The sequence below is a fragment of the Pseudoduganella violaceinigra DSM 15887 genome (assembly GCF_000425385.1).
Classification (GTDB): Bacteria; Pseudomonadota; Gammaproteobacteria; order Burkholderiales; family Burkholderiaceae_D; genus Rugamonas; species Rugamonas violaceinigra.
This window is the reverse complement of sequence record NZ_KE384356.1, coordinates 1-17,730: the sequence shown is the minus strand read 5'-3', so window position 1 is coordinate 17,730 and position 17,730 is coordinate 1. Positions and strand designations below refer to the sequence as shown.

The 17,730-nt window shown below is 62.5% G+C and carries 15 protein-coding genes and 3 tRNA genes; 13 read left to right on the top strand and 5 right to left on the bottom strand.

The window, feature by feature from the left end; genetic code table 11:
* Nucleotides 1–34 precede the first annotated feature (34 nt).
* Together H597_RS0116610 and H597_RS0116605 are read left to right on the top strand one after the other, a co-directional pair.
* On the top strand, nt 35–2,362 hold the full coding sequence (locus H597_RS0116610) for a GH92 family glycosyl hydrolase (protein WP_051293862.1): 2,328 nt from the start codon (nt 35–37) through the stop codon (nt 2,360–2,362).
* Nucleotides 2,359–4,668, top strand: a complete 2,310-nt coding sequence (locus tag H597_RS0116605; protein WP_028103113.1) for a GH92 family glycosyl hydrolase — start codon at nt 2,359–2,361, stop codon at nt 4,666–4,668. Before H597_RS0116610 ends, H597_RS0116605 begins: the two co-directional genes overlap by 4 nt.
* Here H597_RS0116605 and H597_RS0116600 read toward each other — a convergent pair.
* On the bottom strand, nt 4,649–5,833 hold the full coding sequence (locus H597_RS0116600; protein WP_035374542.1) for a hypothetical protein: 1,185 nt from the start codon (nt 5,831–5,833) through the stop codon (nt 4,649–4,651). The two genes, H597_RS0116605 and H597_RS0116600, sit on opposite strands and share 20 nt — an antisense overlap.
* A gap of 112 nt (nt 5,834–5,945) precedes the next feature.
* Between H597_RS0116600 and H597_RS0116595 the strand changes: the two genes are divergently transcribed.
* Together H597_RS0116595 and H597_RS35720 are read left to right on the top strand one after the other, a co-directional pair.
* Nucleotides 5,946–6,500, top strand: a complete 555-nt coding sequence (locus H597_RS0116595) for a hypothetical protein (protein ID WP_028103111.1) — start codon at nt 5,946–5,948, stop codon at nt 6,498–6,500.
* Complete coding sequence (locus tag H597_RS35720; RefSeq protein WP_154668143.1) at nt 6,493–6,744, top strand: DUF6036 family nucleotidyltransferase; 252 nt, start codon at nt 6,493–6,495, stop codon at nt 6,742–6,744. The genes H597_RS0116595 and H597_RS35720 overlap by 8 nt, the downstream gene beginning before the upstream one ends.
* On the opposite strand, the gene ttcA is transcribed toward H597_RS35720, so the two are convergent.
* From ttcA to H597_RS0116575, 3 genes are read right to left on the bottom strand one after another with little or no spacing between them, the layout of a single operon-like run.
* Nucleotides 6,741–7,646, bottom strand: coding sequence for a tRNA 2-thiocytidine(32) synthetase TtcA (gene ttcA, locus H597_RS0116585; RefSeq protein WP_028103110.1), 906 nt, complete (start codon nt 7,644–7,646; stop codon nt 6,741–6,743). The two genes, H597_RS35720 and ttcA, sit on opposite strands and share 4 nt — an antisense overlap.
* Nucleotides 7,643–8,041: a dihydroneopterin aldolase gene (locus H597_RS0116580; RefSeq protein ID WP_028103109.1), complete on the bottom strand. Its 399-nt coding sequence runs from the start codon at nt 8,039–8,041 to the stop codon at nt 7,643–7,645. Before H597_RS0116580 ends, ttcA begins: the two co-directional genes overlap by 4 nt.
* A 35-nt stretch (nt 8,042–8,076) precedes the next feature.
* Nucleotides 8,077–8,850: an SDR family oxidoreductase gene (locus H597_RS0116575; protein ID WP_035374539.1), complete on the bottom strand. Its 774-nt coding sequence runs from the start codon at nt 8,848–8,850 to the stop codon at nt 8,077–8,079.
* Nucleotides 8,851–8,903: 53 nt separating this feature from the next.
* On the opposite strand from H597_RS0116575, the gene H597_RS0116570 reads away from it, so the two are divergent.
* The gene (locus H597_RS0116570; RefSeq protein ID WP_028103107.1) at nt 8,904–10,052 is read left to right on the top strand and encodes a class I SAM-dependent methyltransferase; all 1,149 of its coding nucleotides are present in this window, start codon (nt 8,904–8,906) and stop codon (nt 10,050–10,052) included.
* 12 nt (nt 10,053–10,064) lie between these two features.
* Nucleotides 10,065–11,018, top strand: coding sequence for a J domain-containing protein (locus H597_RS0116565; protein ID WP_035374537.1), 954 nt, complete (start codon nt 10,065–10,067; stop codon nt 11,016–11,018).
* 11 nt (nt 11,019–11,029) lie between these two features.
* Here H597_RS0116565 and H597_RS0116560 read toward each other — a convergent pair whose 3' ends face one another.
* The gene (locus tag H597_RS0116560; protein WP_028103105.1) at nt 11,030–11,521 is read right to left on the bottom strand and encodes a chemotaxis protein CheW; all 492 of its coding nucleotides are present in this window, start codon (nt 11,519–11,521) and stop codon (nt 11,030–11,032) included.
* Between the two features lie 144 nt (nt 11,522–11,665).
* On the opposite strand from H597_RS0116560, the gene H597_RS0116555 reads away from it, so the two are divergent.
* The 7 genes from H597_RS0116555 to H597_RS0116525 all read left to right on the top strand — a co-directional run.
* On the top strand, nt 11,666–13,246 hold the full coding sequence (locus tag H597_RS0116555; RefSeq protein WP_028103104.1) for a DUF3369 domain-containing protein: 1,581 nt from the start codon (nt 11,666–11,668) through the stop codon (nt 13,244–13,246).
* Nucleotides 13,247–13,356: 110 nt separating this feature from the next.
* Entirely contained in the window at nt 13,357–15,009 is a 1,653-nt protein-coding gene (locus tag H597_RS0116550) for a tetratricopeptide repeat-containing response regulator (protein ID WP_028103103.1), read from the top strand.
* 24 nt (nt 15,010–15,033) lie between these two features.
* Nucleotides 15,034–16,596, top strand: a complete 1,563-nt coding sequence (locus H597_RS0116545; RefSeq protein WP_028103102.1) for an HDOD domain-containing protein — start codon at nt 15,034–15,036, stop codon at nt 16,594–16,596.
* Between the two features lie 294 nt (nt 16,597–16,890).
* Nucleotides 16,891–16,976, top strand: a tRNA-Tyr gene (locus H597_RS0116540).
* 46 nt (nt 16,977–17,022) lie between these two features.
* Nucleotides 17,023–17,096: transfer RNA gene (locus H597_RS0116535), tRNA-Gly, on the top strand.
* Nucleotides 17,097–17,118: 22 nt separating this feature from the next.
* Nucleotides 17,119–17,193, top strand: a tRNA-Thr gene (locus H597_RS0116530).
* A 69-nt stretch (nt 17,194–17,262) separates the two neighbouring features.
* The coding region (locus H597_RS0116525; RefSeq protein ID WP_028103101.1) for a GTP-binding protein at nt 17,263–17,730 on the top strand (468 nt) is incomplete at its 3' end.

Sequence of the window (17,730 nt, the reverse complement as noted above, 5' to 3'; positions counted from 1 at the left end):
AGGCTATAAAAGCAGCACTATAAAAGGAGACACCATGGGTATTCGACCTTTCGTGGCGCTGTGCGCCGCCGCGCTGCTGGCCACGGCGGCGCAGGCGGCGCCCCCCGGCAGTCCGGCCGCCGCCGTCAATGTGTTTATCGGCACCGGCGGCGATGGCCACACCTTCCCCGGTGCCGCCCGGCCCTTCGGCATGGTGCAACTGAGCCCGGATACCCAGGTGCGCCATTTCCGCCAAAGCTACCCATGGGCGGCCGGCTACCGCTACGAGGACAATTCCATCCTCGGTTTCTCCCACACCCATTTCTCCGGCAGCGGCCACTCCGACCTGGGCGACATCCTGCTGATGCCGTATTCCGGCGACACCAGGCTGGAGCCGGGCTATCCCGAGCGCCCCTTCAGCGGCTACCGCTCGCGCTTCCGCCACGAGGACGAACGGGCGGAACCGGGCTATTACGCCGTGCGCCTGCAGGACCACGAAGTCGACGTCGAGCTGACCGCCAGCGAGCGGGTCGGCCTGCACCGCTACCGCTATGCAAAGAGCGCCGCAGCGAAAGTGATCCTCGATCTGCGCCAGAGCATCTACGATTACACCGGCAAGAACCTGTGGTCCTCGCTGCGGGTGCGCGACAACACAACAGTCACGGGCATGCGCATCACGCGCGGCTGGGCGCCTGCACGCCAGGTCTATTTCGCAATGCAGTTTTCACGCCCGATTGCCAGCCGCAGCCTGTATAACCGGGAAGAGGGTGTGGAATACAAGGGCTTTGCCGGGCCGGGCAAGACGCCTTCGGACAAGATCCAGCTGGAAGGCAAGGCGCTGGTTGGCGCCTTCGACTTCGGCACGCCGGAAGACGGCACGCTGCTGGTGAAAGTCGCCTTGTCCGCCGTCAGCGAAGATGGCGCGCTCGCCAACCTGGAGGAAATGCCGGGCTGGGACTTCGATGCGGAGCGCCAGCGCGCAGGCAATGCGTGGAACGAAGCCCTGTCTGCAGTGACGATCGAAGCAAGCGCCGAGATGCGCACCATGGCCTATACGAGCCTGTATCACGCCATGCTGGCGCCAAGCCTGTTCATGGACCGCGACGGCAAATATCGCGGCCCGGACAACCAGGTGCACCAGGCCCAAGGCTTCCGCTATCACTCGACGTTCTCGTTGTGGGACACGTACCGTGCCCTGCATCCCTTGCTCACCCTGGTGCAGCCGGAGCAGCGCAATGCGGATTTCGTGAATTCGCTGGTCGCCTCGCGCCAGCATAGCCCGCACGGCATCCTGCCGGTGTGGGCCTTCCATGGGCAGGAGACCTGGTGCATGATCGGCTACCACGCGGTGCCGGTGATCGCCGATGCGTATATGAAGGGTATCAAGGGCATCAACGCCGACCAGGCGCTGGCGGCGATGGTTGCCAGTGCCGACTACGGACCATACGGCGGGCTCGCGCACTACATGAAGCTGGGCTATGTGCCGATCGACCTGGAACCGGAAGCCGCATCCAAGACCGTCGAATACGCTTTCGACGACTGGACGATCGCCCGCATGGCGGAAAAGATGGGGCGCAAGGATGTCGCGGCGCGTTTCTACCGGCGCGCGCAGAACTACCGCAACGTCTTCGACACCAGGACCGGCTTCGTCCGCGCCCGTAAATCCACAGGCGAATTTCGGGAGCCGTTCAACCCGGTGCAGTCGAACTTCGGCAGCGATTACACCGAGGGCAGCGCCTGGCAGTATTCCTGGTATATGCCGCACGATAACGCCGGCCTGGTCGGCATGCTGGGCGGCGATGCCGGCCTGCAGTCGAAAATCGACCAGGTGTTCGACGCCAAGGTCGATGACAATGCCTACGCCCACATGGAAGACATCTCCGGCCTGATCGGCCATTACGCGCACGGCAACGAGCCGTCGCATCACGTGGCGTACCTGTACAACTTCGCCGGCGCACCCTGGAAGACCCAGGCGCGGCTGGCGCAGATTGTCGCCAGCCAGTACCACAACAAGCCTGATGGCCTGGCAGGCAATGATGACCTGGGGCAGATGTCTGCCTGGCTGGTCTTCACCGCATTGGGTTTTTACCCCGTGGCGCCGGGCAGTAATGAGTATGTAATCGGCCGCCCATTCGTCGACAAGGCGGTGCTGAACCTGCAGAACGGGAAGCGCTTCACCATCCGTGCCGAAGGGCTGTCGGCGGTCAATGCCTTTGTCGGCGGCGTCACCCTGAACGGCAAGCCGCTGGCGCGCAGCTTCCTGCGTCACGAAGACATCATGGCTGGCGGTGAACTGACGTTCCGCATGCAGGCAGAACCGAACAAAGACTGGGGCGTTGAACGCAGCGCCCGTCCATACAGCCAAACGGGATACCAGCAATGAAGATGATCGCATTCGCGCTGGTGCTGATGGCGCCGGTGGCATCAGCGCAATTCGTCGGCAAGGTCGATGACCCTGTCGAATGGGTCAACCCCCTGATGGGCACAGCCAGCAAGCCTGAAATGTCGAACGGGAACACCTATCCGGCAATCACTGTCCCTTGGGGCATGAATATGTGGACGCCGCAAACCGGGAAGATGGGTAACGGCTGGACTTACCAGTACGACGCCGATCAGTTGCGCGGCTTGAAGCAGACGCACCAGCCGTCGCCGTGGATGAATGACTACGGCCAGTTCTCCGTTATGCCGGTGACAGGCGCTAAGCGCTTCACGGAAGACGACCGCGCCAGTTGGTTCTCGCACAAAGCCGAAACGTCAAAGCCTTACTACTACAGTGTCTATCTCGCCGATTCCGACGTTACCGCCGAACTGACGCCGACCGAACGCGCAGCGCAGATCCGCTTCACCTTCCCTGAATCGGACCAGAGCTACGTGGTGGTGGATGCATTCGACAAGGGTTCTTACGTCAAGATTGTTCCCGAGCAGCGCAAGGTGGTCGGCTACAGCACGCGTTATGCGCGCGGACCGCTGCCGTCGAACTTCCGCCTCTACTTCGTGATGGTGTTCGATAAACCTTTTACGTCCACCGATGTGTGGCGCGGCAAGGAACTGGTGGCAGGCGCGCTGGAGATGGAAAGTGGGCATAGCGGCGCAATCGTAGGCTTCAAGACGACGCGCGGCGAAAAGGTCCACATGCAGGTCGCTTCGTCCTTTATCAGTCCTGAACAGGCCGAATTAAACCTGCAGCGGGAGCTGGCAAGCGATGATTTCGACACCACCCGTGCGCGTGCCAAGGCCGCGTGGAACCGCACCCTGTCGAAAGTGGAAGTGGCGGGCGGCAGCATCGACCAGGTGCGAACCTTCTATTCCAGCCTGTACCGCATGGTGCAGTTCCCGAACAAGCTGTACGAACTGGATGCCTCCGGCCAGCCAGTGCACTGGAGCCCCTACAACGGCAAGGTCCTGCCCGGCTACCTGTACGGCGGTACCGGTTTCTGGGACACCTTCCGCGCCCTGTATCCCTTCCTGAACCTGGTCTACCCATCGGTCAACCGCGAAATGCAGGCCGGCCTGGCCAACGCTTACCGCGAGGGCGGCTGGCTGCCCGAGTGGTCAAGCCCGGGCTATGCCGACATCATGGTCGGCAATAACTCGGCCTCGGTGGTGGCCGATGCGTGGATCAAGGGGAGCCGCAGTCCCGATATCGAGACCTTGTGGCAAGCCCTCAAGCACGGCGCCGACAACGAAGGTCCGATGTCCGCAGTCGGCCGCAAAGGCGTGCAGTACTACAAGGAACTCGGCTACGTGCCGTACGACGTCAAGATCAACGAGAACGCTGCCCGCACGCTGGAATATGCCTACGACGATTTTGCGATCTATCAGTTGGGCCGGGCGCTCGGCAAGCCGGCATCGGAAATCGGTATCTACGCCAAGCGCGCCATGAACTACAAAAAGCTGTTCGACCCGGAGACGGGCCTGATGCGCGGCCGCAACCAGGACGGCAGTTTCCAGTCGCCCTTCAATCCATTCAAATGGGGCGATGCCTTCACCGAAGGCAATAGCTGGCACTACACCTGGTCCGTGTTCCACGACATCGACGGCCTGGTGAACCTGATGGGTGGGCGCGCCGCGTTTGTCGACAAGCTCGATGCCGTGATGCGCACCCCGCCGGTGTTCGACGAAAGCTACTACGGTTCCGTGATCCACGAGATCCGCGAGATGCAGGTGGCGAATATGGGCCAGTATGCGCATGGCAACCAGCCGATCCAGCACATGCTTTATCTGTACAACTACGCTGGCGCACCGTGGAAGTCGCAGTACTGGATTCGCGAAACGCTGAACCGCATGTACAGGGCCACGCCGGACGGCTACTGCGGCGACGAAGACAATGGCCAGACCTCGGCCTGGTACGTGTTCTCGGCGCTGGGCTTTTATCCGGTGACGCCGGCCGTCGGCCAGTACGTGGTGGGTGCGCCGCTGTTCCAGCACGCCACCGTGCACCTGGAAAACGGCAAGCAGCTGCGCATCAACGCGCCGGGCAACGGCGCCGATCAGCGTTATATCCGCGCCGCCAGACTGAATGGCCGCGCGATGCAGCGCAACTGGCTGTCACACGAAGAGATACTGCGCGGCGCCACCTTCGATGTGACGATGTCGGCGCAAGCGAACCAGCAGCGCGGCACCGCGCCCGCCGATGCGCCGTATTCCTTCTCGCGCGCCCAAGCAGCGCCTACTTCGCAGAAACGATAGTGTCGATCATCTGCTGGGAATAGGCTGCGCCGCTCGCTTCGGTCGCCGCCATCATGGAGCGCCAAAGCGGAACGATGCCGACGCCCAGCTTGTCGAAGCGCATCAGGCCGCAGGCATAAATGCCGTCGTAGGTATCGACAGCGCCGCCAAGTTTCTCGCAGGTCGCGGCCTGCTTTGCGCGGTAGGCCTGCACCGATTCTTCGCTGAACAGGCCGGTCTGGGCCAGGGCATCGAGTGCCATTGCCTCCGCGCCGCCTTCGTGGATCCAAGGATCCTGGGCGTCGCCAATGGCGCCGCGTGAGACCGCCAATTGCCATATGTGCGCCATCTCGTGCGCCACGTTTTTGCTGACGTACTCGCGCAGCTTCGGATGGTCGATCAGCACCTGTTTGCCTTCCACCCGGTAGGAAACCTGGCCCGCGCCCATGATGGTGCCTCCCTTGATCGAAAAGCCCGACGATTCGACATTGCCAATCGAGACCATGATCAGGAGCTCGTCCTTCAACTGCCGCTGATAGGCCTTCTCGTAGTAGGCGGAAGTTTTTGCGCCGACATCGAGTATCGTTTCGCGCAGCCATTGCGGCGTTCTTGGATCGATCAGGACTTTCGCCGCACCGGCAAGGACAGCCTGCGCCGGCCCAAAGTAGGCGTAGCCGCGCACGCCACCCGGGTGCAGGCGGTTAGTGGGCGGGGCGATCACGTTTTCCTGCGCCAGGCCAGACAGCTTGAAATCGGTGTGCATGGAGAGCGTCTTGCCGCCTTGTTCGACGTCGCCTTGCAGGTGGCCGAGGTAGACCGACGTCCCGCCATCGCCGAAACGGTTGAAGGAAACATACTCCTTGGGCGACCAGCCGTCGAAAGTCCGGATCTGCACGCTGGCCGTCTTGAACGGCTTGCCTTTGGAGGCAATGACATCGAAGTCCGCTCGGGATTTCATGTCCATGCCTGGCGTGAGCACCTTCCACTCCTTGTTCCTAAATTCGCCGATGGAAGGCAGCTTGACCGCCGTCACGGCTTGCGCAAAGCGGTAATCCACGCGCCACAGGTCTTGCGCCACATGGCGCAGGTCCACCGCCACGGCGAGCTCGGGCCGCTCCTCCGCATGCAGGAGCGGCGCAACAGACAACATCAGGAAAGCGGCACAGAAGCCGAGGAAGCGATGCATCGGGAGGTCCCCTTCAGCGATTAAGGAAGAAACCCATTCTAACTGTCATGTTGTAAATAACGCAATTGAAGTGTATCAAATAACGGACTAAACTGGGATTCAGGAGGCATCAATGAAATACAAAGACTTCCCCAAACATGATTTAAGGCGCTGCTTCTCGGTGCTGCTTACAATTGAACAGCTTGGCGAGAAAGCGACTGCGCACTATGCCTCGCTGGCGCTTGAATGTACTCGTGCAGAAGTTTTGCGCGCAATTGACCTTGCGCGAGAACAGTTGCGCATGCGGTTCGAAAAAATCGGGTCATCCTACAGAATTGACGATTGGGGTGTTGTGAATCGCAATGCTGTGATGGCGGACTTGAGAGCCAGCCCGGCCCGCGAGACTGAAGATTCCATGCTTGGCGCCCTGATCGATGCAATCAGGGCGGAGCGCAGCCCATCATCGCACGGCGAAGCGGACTTGTTCCGTTTCGCGGCCCAGTTACTGAAGACTCGATATCCGATGCATGCCAAGACACTCGATAGTGCGGCGCGCTCGTACTTTGACAAGACCAGAGTAAAGCCACGTTCGTTCCCGCAAATGGTGTCTGATGGACTCGTTACGGACGTGGCGCGCTTTCGTCACGCGATCGAAAACCGACTTGAGCACGTTTGCGCTAATGCATGAGGACTATCTGAAAGATGCAATACGTGTGCTGCTTGGAACCAGGCATATTGAAGTTTATGTGCGCAGTCCTGTAGACCTTATAGTCAGCAAGATGGCACGTTATAACGGCCCAGATCCCGAGGAAATCGAAGCGCGCGCGCTGCACGCAATGTCCAGCTACGTGGGTAACCTGGACTATTTGCGTATGAATTTGCGCGACGTGCTTGAGAAGGCGCGCAAACCGCGCGCCATCCGTCAGCCTTAGCCGGCCTGCAGCGGGATCACGCCCGGCGTGGCCGATGGCGTCGAGCAGGGCTCCTCGTCGAAGGCGATGTCGCCCAGCGGGTTGGCGATGCCGTCGGTCTTGAGGTCCTTGAAGCCGAACAGGTCGCGGTCCATCAGGTGCGAAGGGATCACGGTGGACAGGGCGGAGAAGGTGTTCTCCACGCGGCCCGGGTGCTTCTTCTCCCATTCGCGCAGCATGGCCTTGATCTGCTTGCGCTGCAGGTTTTCCTGCGAGCCGCACAGGTCGCACGGGATGATCGGGAAGTGCTTCACCTCGGCATAACGCTCGGTGTCTTCTTCCTTCACGTAGGCCAGCGGGCGGATCACCATGTGCTTGCCGTCGTCGGACACCAGCTTGGCCGGCATGCCCTTGATCTTCCCGCCGAAGAACATGTTCAGGAAGAAGGTCTCGAGGATGTCGTCGCGGTGGTGGCCCAGGGCGATCTTGTTGCAGCCCAGTTCATCGGCCACGCGGTACAGGATGCCGCGCCGCAGCCTGGAACACAGGGAGCAGGTGGTTTTGCCTTCCGGGATCAGGCGCTTGACGATGGAGTAGGTGTCCTGGTTCTCGATATGGAACGGCACGCCGAGTTTTTCCAGATAGGCCGGCAGCACGTCGGCCGGGAAGTTCGGCTGCTTCTGGTCCAGGTTGACGGCCACGATCTCGAAATCGATCGGCGCGCGTTCGCGCAGCGTCATCAGGATGTCCAGCAGGGCGTAGGAATCCTTGCCGCCGGAGAGGCAGACCATCACCTTGTCGCCGTCTTCAATCATGTTGAAGTCGCCGATGGCCTGGCCGACCAGTCGGCACAGGCGCTTGTGCAGCTTGTTGTTTTCGAGGGCGACCTTGTCGGCGGCCTTGGTATCGACGACGGCGTTCATGCTGGTTCCTTGATCTGGAAGACTTCCACACCCACGCCTTCGCAGTCCGGGTACACGTCGGGCTTCATGGTCGATACGCGCGCGGCGCGCACGCTCGGATGCGCCAGCATCGCCTTCACCACATCGTCCACCAGGGTTTCCTGCAGGTGCACGTGGCCTGCGGCCATGCGGCGCGCGATGGTTTCGCGCATGAAGTCGTAGTCGACCACTTCGTTCAGTTCGTCGGCCTTCGGGGTCGAGACGGCGAGCGGAATGTACAGGTCGACGTTGATCAGGACGCGCTGCTCGCCCTTTTTCTCGAAATCGTGCACGCCGATGTTGATCAGCACTTCATAGTTGCGCAGGAACAGCCGGCGGCAGTCTTGCAGTTGCGGGTGAATCAGGGCGGACAGCATCGTGCGAATACCTTCAGGTGGATTTGTAAATTCGTTTATTTTGCAAGGAACATCACATCGCGCGGTGACGGCATCAAGTGCTGGCCGCCGTCGACCAGCAGGGTCGTGCCGGTCAATGCCCGCGCGCCCGCCGCATACACCACGGCGGCGGCAATGTCCTCGGGAGTGCTGGAGCGGCCCAGCGGCGTCTGGGTGTGCGCCTTGGCAAAGCCTTCCTCGCTCTGGTCGCCGGACACCATGGTGATGCCGGGCGCCACGCCCACCACCCGTACCTTGGGCGCCAGCGACTGGGCCAGCATGGTGTTGGCCGCCAGCAGCGCCGCCTTGGACAGGGTGTAGGACAGGAAATCAGGGTTGAGATTATAAAGCTTCTGGTCCAGCAGGTTCACCACCACGGCCTGGCCGCCATCCGGCGTCGCGTCGTACAAGGCGCGCGCCAGCTGGATCGGCGCCGCCACGTTGGCGTGCATGTGGGCGTCGAGCCGGGCGTGGCTGAAATTCAGGTCGCTGTCGTAATCGAACAGGGAAGCGTTGTTGACCACGCAGTCGACCCGCTCCAGCGCTTTGCGCGCGGCCGGCAGCAGGCCGCGCACGGCCTCTTCGTCGGACAGATCGCATGGCAGCGTGACGGCGCGGCGGCCCAGGGCGGCAATCGCCTGCGCCACCTCGCGCGCTTCGTCGTGCGAGTTGCGGTAATGGACGGCGATGTCCCAGCCGGCGCGCGCCAGTTCGATGGCGATGGCGCGTCCCAGGCGGCGACCGGCGCCGGTCACCAGGGCCACGCGCGGCAATGGAATTGTGATAGTCATAGTCAAATCGAGCAAAATGGCGCCGGGCCGCGCTGAACCGCTACAATGCCGGCATGTCTTTACCAGCACCTTCCAACGACGCGCTGGCCGCGTCCCAAGCCTTGCAGCGCCTGATTGCCGACGACATTGCGCGGCAAGGTGGCGCCATCCCATTCTCCCGCTTCATGGAACTGGCGCTGTATGCGCCCGGCCTGGGCTACTACAGCGGCGGCGCCGCCAAGCTGGGCAAGGATGGCGATTTTACAACCGCGCCCGAGCTGAGCGCCCTGTTCGGGCAAACGCTGGCGCATGTCGCAGCCGCTATTATGGACCAAAGCGCGCCGCACATCCTGGAATTCGGCGCCGGTACCGGCAAGCTGGCCAAGGACATCCTGACCGAGCTGGCGGCCGCCGGTGTGGCGCTCGAGAGCTATTCCATCGTCGAACTGTCCGGCGAGCTGCGCGCCCGCCAGCAGGCACTGCTGCGCGATTTCCCGCAGGTGCGCTGGCTGGATGCGCTGCCGGCGTCCTTTGACGGCGTCGTGTTCGGCAACGAGGTGCTGGATGCGATGCCGGTCGACGTGGTCACCTTGACCGAGGCGGGCTGGCAATCGTTGCACGTGACGGCGACCGCTGCCGGTTTCGCCTGGCAGCCGACGCCAGCCGGCGCCGCGCTGCAGGCGCAGATCGCGCGCCAGATTCCGGAGGCGGATGCGCTGCCGGTCGGCTACGTGACCGAGGTGCATGGCGCCGGCTGCGGTTTCATGGCCACGCTGGCCGCCATGCTGGCGCAAGGCAAGGGCGCGGCGTTCCTGTTCGATTATGGCTTCCCGGCGCGCGAGTTCTACCTGGGCGACCGCGCCACCGGCACCCTGATGTGCCACTACCGCCACCACGCCCACCCGGAACCGTTCTACCTGCCCGGTCTGCAGGACATCACCGCCCACGTCGACTTCACGGCCATGGCGCTGGCGGCCCAGGATGCGGGCGCCGATGTGCTGGCTTACAACAGCCAGGCGGGATTCCTGATCGGCGCCGGGATCGGCGAATTGATCCAGCGTTTCGATCCGGCCGACGCCCTGAATTACTTGCCGCACGCTAACGCGCTACAGAAATTGCTTTCTCCTGCCGAAATGGGAGAATTGTTCAAGGTGCTGGTGATTGGCCACGGCATCGCGTTGCCCGAGCCATTGCTGAGTAGCGACCGCAGCCACCGTTTGTAATATCATTTAAAAATGGGAAAGATACATACTCACTATGACAACCTGAAGGTGGCCCGTGGCGCGCCGCAGGAAGTCATACGTGCGGCGTATAAGGCCCTGAGCCAGAAATATCATCCAGACAAGAATCCGGGTGATGAGAAGGCGGCCCGCATCATGGCGATCGTCAACACGGCGTATGGCGCCTTGTCCGATCCGCAACGGCGCAAGGAGCACGACGAGTGGATCACCCAGGAAGAATGGGAAATCGAGTGGCTGGAGAGCACCAGGCATGAGGCGGGCCACGAGCCGGGCTGGTCCGACCAGCTCGACTTGCCGCGCCGGCCCCGCGTCCTGCAATCATGGCGTTTCTGGGGGACGGTGGGCGGCGCTGCGGCGGCCGGCTGGCTGGGCGGGATACTCACCGTCAGCGAGCCGCGCGCCATGTCCAGCGTGCTGGCCGGCGCCTGGGGCGGCAAGCCGCCCGCCGAACTCACCGCCACCGCGGCGGCCACGCCGCGCATCCACCCGCCGCGGGTGGAAAAAGTCACGCCGGACGATGGCTGGGCTGTGGCCAAACCGTATTCGCCGGAGCCGACGCTGCCATCCTCTGCTGCGCCGCCGATCAAGGTGCTGGCCCTGTCGCAGGTGGTGCTGCCCAGCGCCGCCGTCGACTGCGAAGCCGAGGTGGCGCCGCCGGTGGCGCCCAATGGCGAACCGTGGCCGGCCCAATCCGGCTATGTGGAAGGTTTCCCGGTCGGTAACAAAGGCGAGGACATGCAGCTCACGCTGGACAACAGCGCCAACGCCGCGCCGGTCTTCATCAAGGTGTACGACCTGGAGCGCCGCGCGAATGTGCGCTATGCCTATGTGCAGCCGCATGACAAGCTGGTGGTTGACCAGTTGTCGAACGGTAAATATGAAATCCGTTACCAGAACTTGAACCTGGGCGCCGGCCAGAGCGGCTGCGCGCGCGCGAAGGCCGGCTGAGCCCGGCGTGTTCAGGCGGCGCCGGCCGCCAGCGTTTCGCTCAGGCCCATTTCCGGGCTGGCCATCAGGCGGTAAATGTCCACCAGGATCAGCATGCGCTGGTCGATCGTGCCCAGGCCGATCATGTATTCGGAGCTGAAGGCGGTGCCCAGGTCCGGCGCCGGCTTGATCTGGGCCGGCATCAGGGTGGTCACGTCCGACACCGAGTCGACCACCATCCCGACCACGCGGCCATTGATGTTGAGGATGATCACCACCGTGAACTGGTCATAGACGGGCTCGCCCAGCTTGAACTTGATGCGCATGTCGACCACCGGGATGATGATGCCGCGCAGGTTGATCACACCCTTGATGAAGTCGGGCGCATTGGCAATCCGGGTGACCGCTTCATAACCGCGGATTTCCTGCACTTTCAGGATATCGATCCCGTACTCTTCTGCGCCCAGCTTGAATGCCAGGAATTCCTTGCCTTGCCCAGCGTCTTCTTGCGCATTAACTTGCATGGTTTTTTCCTTTAGCAAAATCTGTGTTGTCAAAGCGTATCAGAGTGCAAAGCGATTTACGAGTGGGCAATTTTTAATTGCTAGCCAAGTCAAATCTGATTATGCTGGATCTAAAGATTAGCGCATTTTGATCAAGGAGACTTCATGGCGGACCCTCACGCCGTCGATGACAACTGGCTTCTCGAAGAAGACGAAGAAGAAAAGCAGCCAGCATCGGCGGGATCGCCTGAACAGCGCTTATGGCGCGTGCTCATCGTCGATGATGACCAGGACGTGCATGCGGTGACCCGGCTGGCCCTGCGCAACGTCAGCTTCAAGGGCCGCGAGCTGGAACTGTTTTCCGCTTACAGCGGCCGGGAAGCCTTCGACATCCTGCGCGACACGCCCGATATTGCCCTGGTCTTGCTCGATGTCGTCATGGAAACGGACGATGCCGGCTTGTTGCTGGCGCGCCGCATCCGCGAAGAGCTGCACAACGCCATCGTGCGCGTGGTGCTGCGCACCGGCCAGCCGGGCCAGGCGCCCGAGCAGCGCGTGATCATCGAATACGATATCAACGACTACAAGGCCAAGACCGAACTCACCACGCAAAAGCTGTTTACGACCGTGATCTCGGCGCTGCGCGCGTATGAGAGCCTGAATATGCTGGAGCGTTCGCGCATCGGCCTGGGCAAGATCCTGGCCGGCGCGACCAATCTGTACCAGATCCATTCGCTGCGCGAGTTCGCCTCCGGCGTGCTGAACCAGGTATCGGCCATCCTCGACGTGGGCGCGGACGGCGTGCTGTGCCTGATGCAGGTCGATACCGGCGATACCACCGTGGTGGCGGCCACCGGCGGCTATGCGCCGCTGGCGGAAAATGAGCAGATGCCGGCCAGCCATCCGCTGTGGCCGACCATCCGCAAAGCCTTCCAGGAAAAGAAAAGCCAGTTCGAGCATCCTGCCAATGTGCTCTACATTCACACGCACGAAAACCGCGATGTGCTGATTTCCGTGACGCCGCCCTGGCCGCTGGCCCAGATCCAGCGCGACCTGCTGGAAGTGTTCTGCGAGCGCATTGCCGCCGCCTTTGACAATTTGTACATGTTCGGCCAGCTGCGCAAGGCGCAGGAAGCCACCGTGGTGGCGCTGGCCGACCTGGCGGAATTCCGCGACGGCTGTACCGGCGGCCACGTGCGGCGCGTGCAGCAGCTGTCGACCGCCATTGCCGCGCGCATGAAGGAGCGCGGCGTATATGACGATGAGCTGACGCCGCAGCTGGTGGACATGATCGGCCTGGCCTCCATCCTGCACGACGTGGGCAAGGTCGCCACTCCCGACCATATCCTGCTGAAACCGGGCGCCCATACCGACGATGAGCGGGCCCTGATGCAGACGCACGCGGCGGTCGGGCGCAGCGTGCTGGAGCGTGCGGCCAATATGGTCGATGGCGTCAGCTACCTGACCTATGGCGCCGAAATCGCCGGCGGCCACCATGAGCATTGGGATGGCGGCGGCTATCCGAGCCAGCTCAAGGGCAAGCAGATTCCGCTCTCGGCGCGCATTGTGGCGGTGGTCGATGTCTTCGATTCCCTGCTGCATGAGCGTCCCTACAAGGAACCCTGGCCTTATCCGGAAGTCATGACCTATATCCGCGACCGTGCCGGCACCCAGTTCGATCCGGAAGTGGTCACCGCCCTGAATGACGTCGTCGAGCGCAGCCCCGGCCTGGGCCAGGGCGCCTGAGCCCAACTGTGGCGGCCGCGCCGCGCCGTCATCTTCATTCTCACCAATTTTCACGGCGCGTAGCGTGCAAGCGCTAAAATAAGGGCAGCCTATGCCCTACGCCGAGAGCCATGAATGAACTGAAGGGCCTGACAGCGCTGGTCATCGAGCCCAATCCCAGCATGCGCGCCAGCCTGCACAATATGCTGAGCCTGTGCGGCTTGGTGCGGATCGAAGACGCCGCCAGTTCTAACCAGGCCATCCGCGCCCTGGAGACCCGGATTTACGACCTGGTGCTGTGCGAATACGCGCTCGAGGGCGGCCAGGACGGCCAGCAGATGCTGGAAGACTTGCGCGACCACCGCCTGATCAATGCCTCCACCATGTTTTTCATGGTCACCGGCGAAGGCCAGTTCAGCAAGGTGGTCTCGGCCGCCGAGCTGATGCCCAACGATTACATCCTGAAGCCGTTCGCGGCCGACGCCATGCTGGATCGCATCTGGCGCGCCCTCGACCGCCGCAACGCCTTGCTGCCGGTGCACCAGCTGATCGATATGGGCGATCTGCGCGCCGCGATCGAAGCCTGCCAGGAAGGCGAGGCGGCGCAGCCGCGCTTCGCCACCGAGTTCCGCCGCCTGCGGGCGGAAATGCATATCCAGGCAGGCGAGCCGGAACTGGCGGAACCCTTGTACGCCGAGCTGTGGGCCAGCCGCCAGGTGCACTGGGCCCGCCTGGGCCAGGCCAAGACCCTGTACCTGCGCGGCCGCTACGATGAAGCGCGGGCCATGCTGGAAGAGCTGCTGGGCAAGAACAGCCGCTTCCTCGACGCCTACGACTGGCTGGCGCGCACCCATGAGGCGAGCGGCGACCTGGCGGCGGCGCAGGCGGTGCTGGCCAACGCGGTCGAACTGTCGCCGCATGCCGTGCGGCGCCTGCGCCGCCTGGGCGAAGTGGCGCTGGAAGCGGGCGATGTCGACAGCGCCGAACGGGCCATGAAGCAGGTGGTGAGCAAGACGCGCTATTCCGAATTCCGCACCCCGGAAGACCATGCCAAGCTGGCGCAGACGCTGGTCAAGAAGGGCGATCCGGTACAGGCGGCGGCGGTGATCCGCGACCTCGACAAGACGCTGGCCGGCGCGCCCAATACCGATATCTGCAGCGCCATCGCCTCGGCCGCCCTGCACGAATTCACCGGCAACGAAGCGCGCATGAATGCCTCGCTGGACTATGCGGTGACCGGCGTGCGCACCGCCAGCGGCCTGTCGAATGAAATGAAGATGGAACTGGCGCGCACCTGCTTCGAGGTGGGCAAGGAGGACATGGCCACCGAGGTGATGCGCGATGTGATGCGCAACGCCGCCACGCCCGGCGCCGTGGAGCGCGCCGTGCGCATGATGGAAAAGAGCGGCCGCGCCGAACTGGCGCACCGCCTGGCCGACGAGAGCCGCAACGAAGTGGGCGAAATGGTGGCGGCCGGCGCGGCGCTGGCGAAGAACGGCGACTTCCGCGGCGCGGTCGACCTGATGCTGGAAGCGGTCGCCAAGCTGCCGGACAATGCGCAAGTGGCCTTCAATGCGGCCGTGGCCATCCTGAAATGCCTGGAAAACGATGGCTGGGACGACGCCCTGGGACGGCATGTGCTGTCGCTGGTGGCCACCGTGCGCCGCCTCGACCCCGCCAACAACAAACTCAATGCGCTGGCCGGCCTGCACCAGGATATATTGAAGAAATACAACATCAGGCCGGCACCGCGCCGCGAAGCAGGAGTACGCGTCGCGATCTGATAGCTGCTGGCGCTACAATGACTTATGAGCTCCAGCAATCCTCCAGAAGAACGGCCGGTCCGCGCTTACCTGCTGAAGAAGTTGTGCAGCGATGACGAGGGCCTGTTCGCGCTCGGCGTATCCATCGCGCGCGTGGTGCAGATGGCCGATTCCGACGACCAGGGCACGCAGAGCCTGGCCTACCACGTGTTGTCGGATGTGGCGCTGACGCAGAAGATCCTGCGCCTGGCCAATACCCCGCAATACCGCCAGGCGTCCGGGGCGCCGGTGACCACTATTTCCCATGCGATTTCGCTGCTTGGTTTCGATAATGTGAAAACCACGGCGCTGGCCATGTTGCTGGTCGATACCCTGTCCAACAGCAAGCATGCGCAAAGCGTGCGTGTGGAACTGGAGACGGCCCTCTGCGCCAGCCTGGTGGGGCGCGAACTGGCGCGCTATAGCCCCTACCAGAAGGCCGAGGAAGCTTCCATCGGCGCCCTGTTCAAGAACCTGGGCCCCTTGCTGGTCGCCTCGCGCGAGCATGAACGCTTCCGCGAAATCAACGCGCTGGTGGTGGCGGGCCAGCACACGCAGGCGCAGGCGTCGCAGATGATCCTGGGCAGCACCTACGATACGCTGACGGCGACCGTGCTGCGCGAATGGAAAATCCCCGAAGTGATCATCCGCTCGCTGGCGCCCTTGTCCAGCGGCACGCTGCGCCCGCCGCCGGACCGCGCCGAATGGATACGCCAAGTGGTGCACTTCAGTATCGACGGGGCGCGCGCGCTGACCCGCGCGGGCGGCGCGGCGGCCGATGATGTGCGCCTGCTGCACCAGCGCTTCGGCAATGCGCTGGGGCTCGAGCGCGAACAGGTGACCAGCGTGCTGACGCGCGCGCGCAGCAGCATGGATGCCTTGCTGGACAGCATGCAGCTCGACGGCGGCAGCAGCAAGGGGGCGCAGGGCGAGCCGGGCGATCCGTATGCGGAATCGAACCAGATGCCCGGCGCGGCCGGCACCCTGCCCAGCGTGCTGGCGCTGGCCAGCCTGGATGCGGGCGCGAAAGAGGGCGCTTACCCGAGCGGCAAGCCGTTCGATGCGCGCGAGCAATTGCTGGCGGGCGTGCAGGAATTGACCGAGATGCGGGTGGAAGGCAAGGCGCGGGTCAACGAGCTGATCCAGGCGGTGCTGGAGACCTTGTATCGCAGCATGGGCTTTCGCTTTGCCACGGTGTGCCTGAAGGATGCAAAGACGGCGCAGTTCCGGGCCCGCATTGCGCTGGGCGAGCAGCGGGCGTTGCGGCAGGAGGGCTTCGTGTTTCCGCTGCAAGGCAAGGACCTGTTCCACCTGGCGCTGGAAAATGATGCGGATTTGATGATCGCCGATGCGAATGCGACCAAGATCCGCGATCTGTTGCCGAAGTGGCATCTCGACCTGCTGCCGGATGCGCGCAGCTTTATCGTGCTGCCGCTGGTGTTGCAGGGTGTGCAGCTGGGCTTGTTCTATGCGGACCGGGCGCTGCCGGCGCCGGAGGGGGTGGCGCCGGATGAAACTTCCCTGATTCGGGCGCTGAAAGCGCAGGTGTTGACGGCCTTGTCGCCCTAAAACCGGTAAGGCGGTGTCAGACCCAAGGGGCTGGCACTGTCTGCGCAAGCACAGCATTTAGGGCTTAAGTCCTTGATTCTTCAAGCCGATCAGGTTCGGGTCGGCACTTGTGCCCGAGCCCGCTTTACCGGCTTTCAAAAATAATTGCCGCAACCCAAAAACAACACTTGCATTTTTGCAGGGCTAGCCTTTACAATCTCGCCCCGAAGCGCACGTCATGCAGCGTTTGCGAAATAAGCAAATAACAGCATTGACAGTGTTTAGAAGTTGCTTCATACTCTGCGGTTCCTTCGCGGAGGGGTGGCCGAGTGGTTAAAGGCAGCAGACTGTAAATCTGCCCTCTTATGAGTACACTGGTTCGAATCCAGTCCCCTCCACCAAATGCAGGAAGCTGAGTGAAGTTGTAGTCGAATGTTGTCGGACCTCGCGGGTGTAGCTCAATGGTAGAGCTGAAGCCTTCCAAGCTTATGACGAGGGTTCGATTCCCTTCACCCGCTCCAAGCAGCATGGTAGTAAAAATAAGCCCTTGTAGCTCAGTGGTAGAGCACTCCCTTGGTAAGGGAGAGGCCACGTGTTCAATCCACGTCAAGGGCACCAGAATTCTGCAGTATCCATCTGATTAGTCGGGCGCGTGCCCAGCAACTCAACATTTGTTAGGAGTCTAAAATGGCAAAAGAAAAGTTCGAGCGGACTAAGCCGCACGTGAACGTTGGCACCATCGGTCACGTTGACCATGGTAAGACCACCCTGACCGCTGCTATCGCAACCGTTCTGTCGAAGAAATTCGGCGGCGAAGCCAAAGCTTACGACCAGATCGACGCTGCTCCAGAAGAAAAAGCACGCGGCATTACCATCAACACCGCCCACGTCGAGTACGAGACCGCCAACCGTCACTACGCTCACGTTGACTGCCCAGGCCACGCCGACTACATCAAGAACATGATCACCGGTGCTGCGCAGATGGACGGCGCGATCCTGGTTTGCTCCGCTGCTGACGGCCCAATGCCGCAGACTCGCGAGCACATCCTGCTGGCACGCCAGGTTGGCGTTCCATACATCATCGTGTTCCTGAACAAGTGCGACCTGGTTGACGACGCAGAACTGCTGGAACTGGTCGAAATGGAAGTGCGCGAG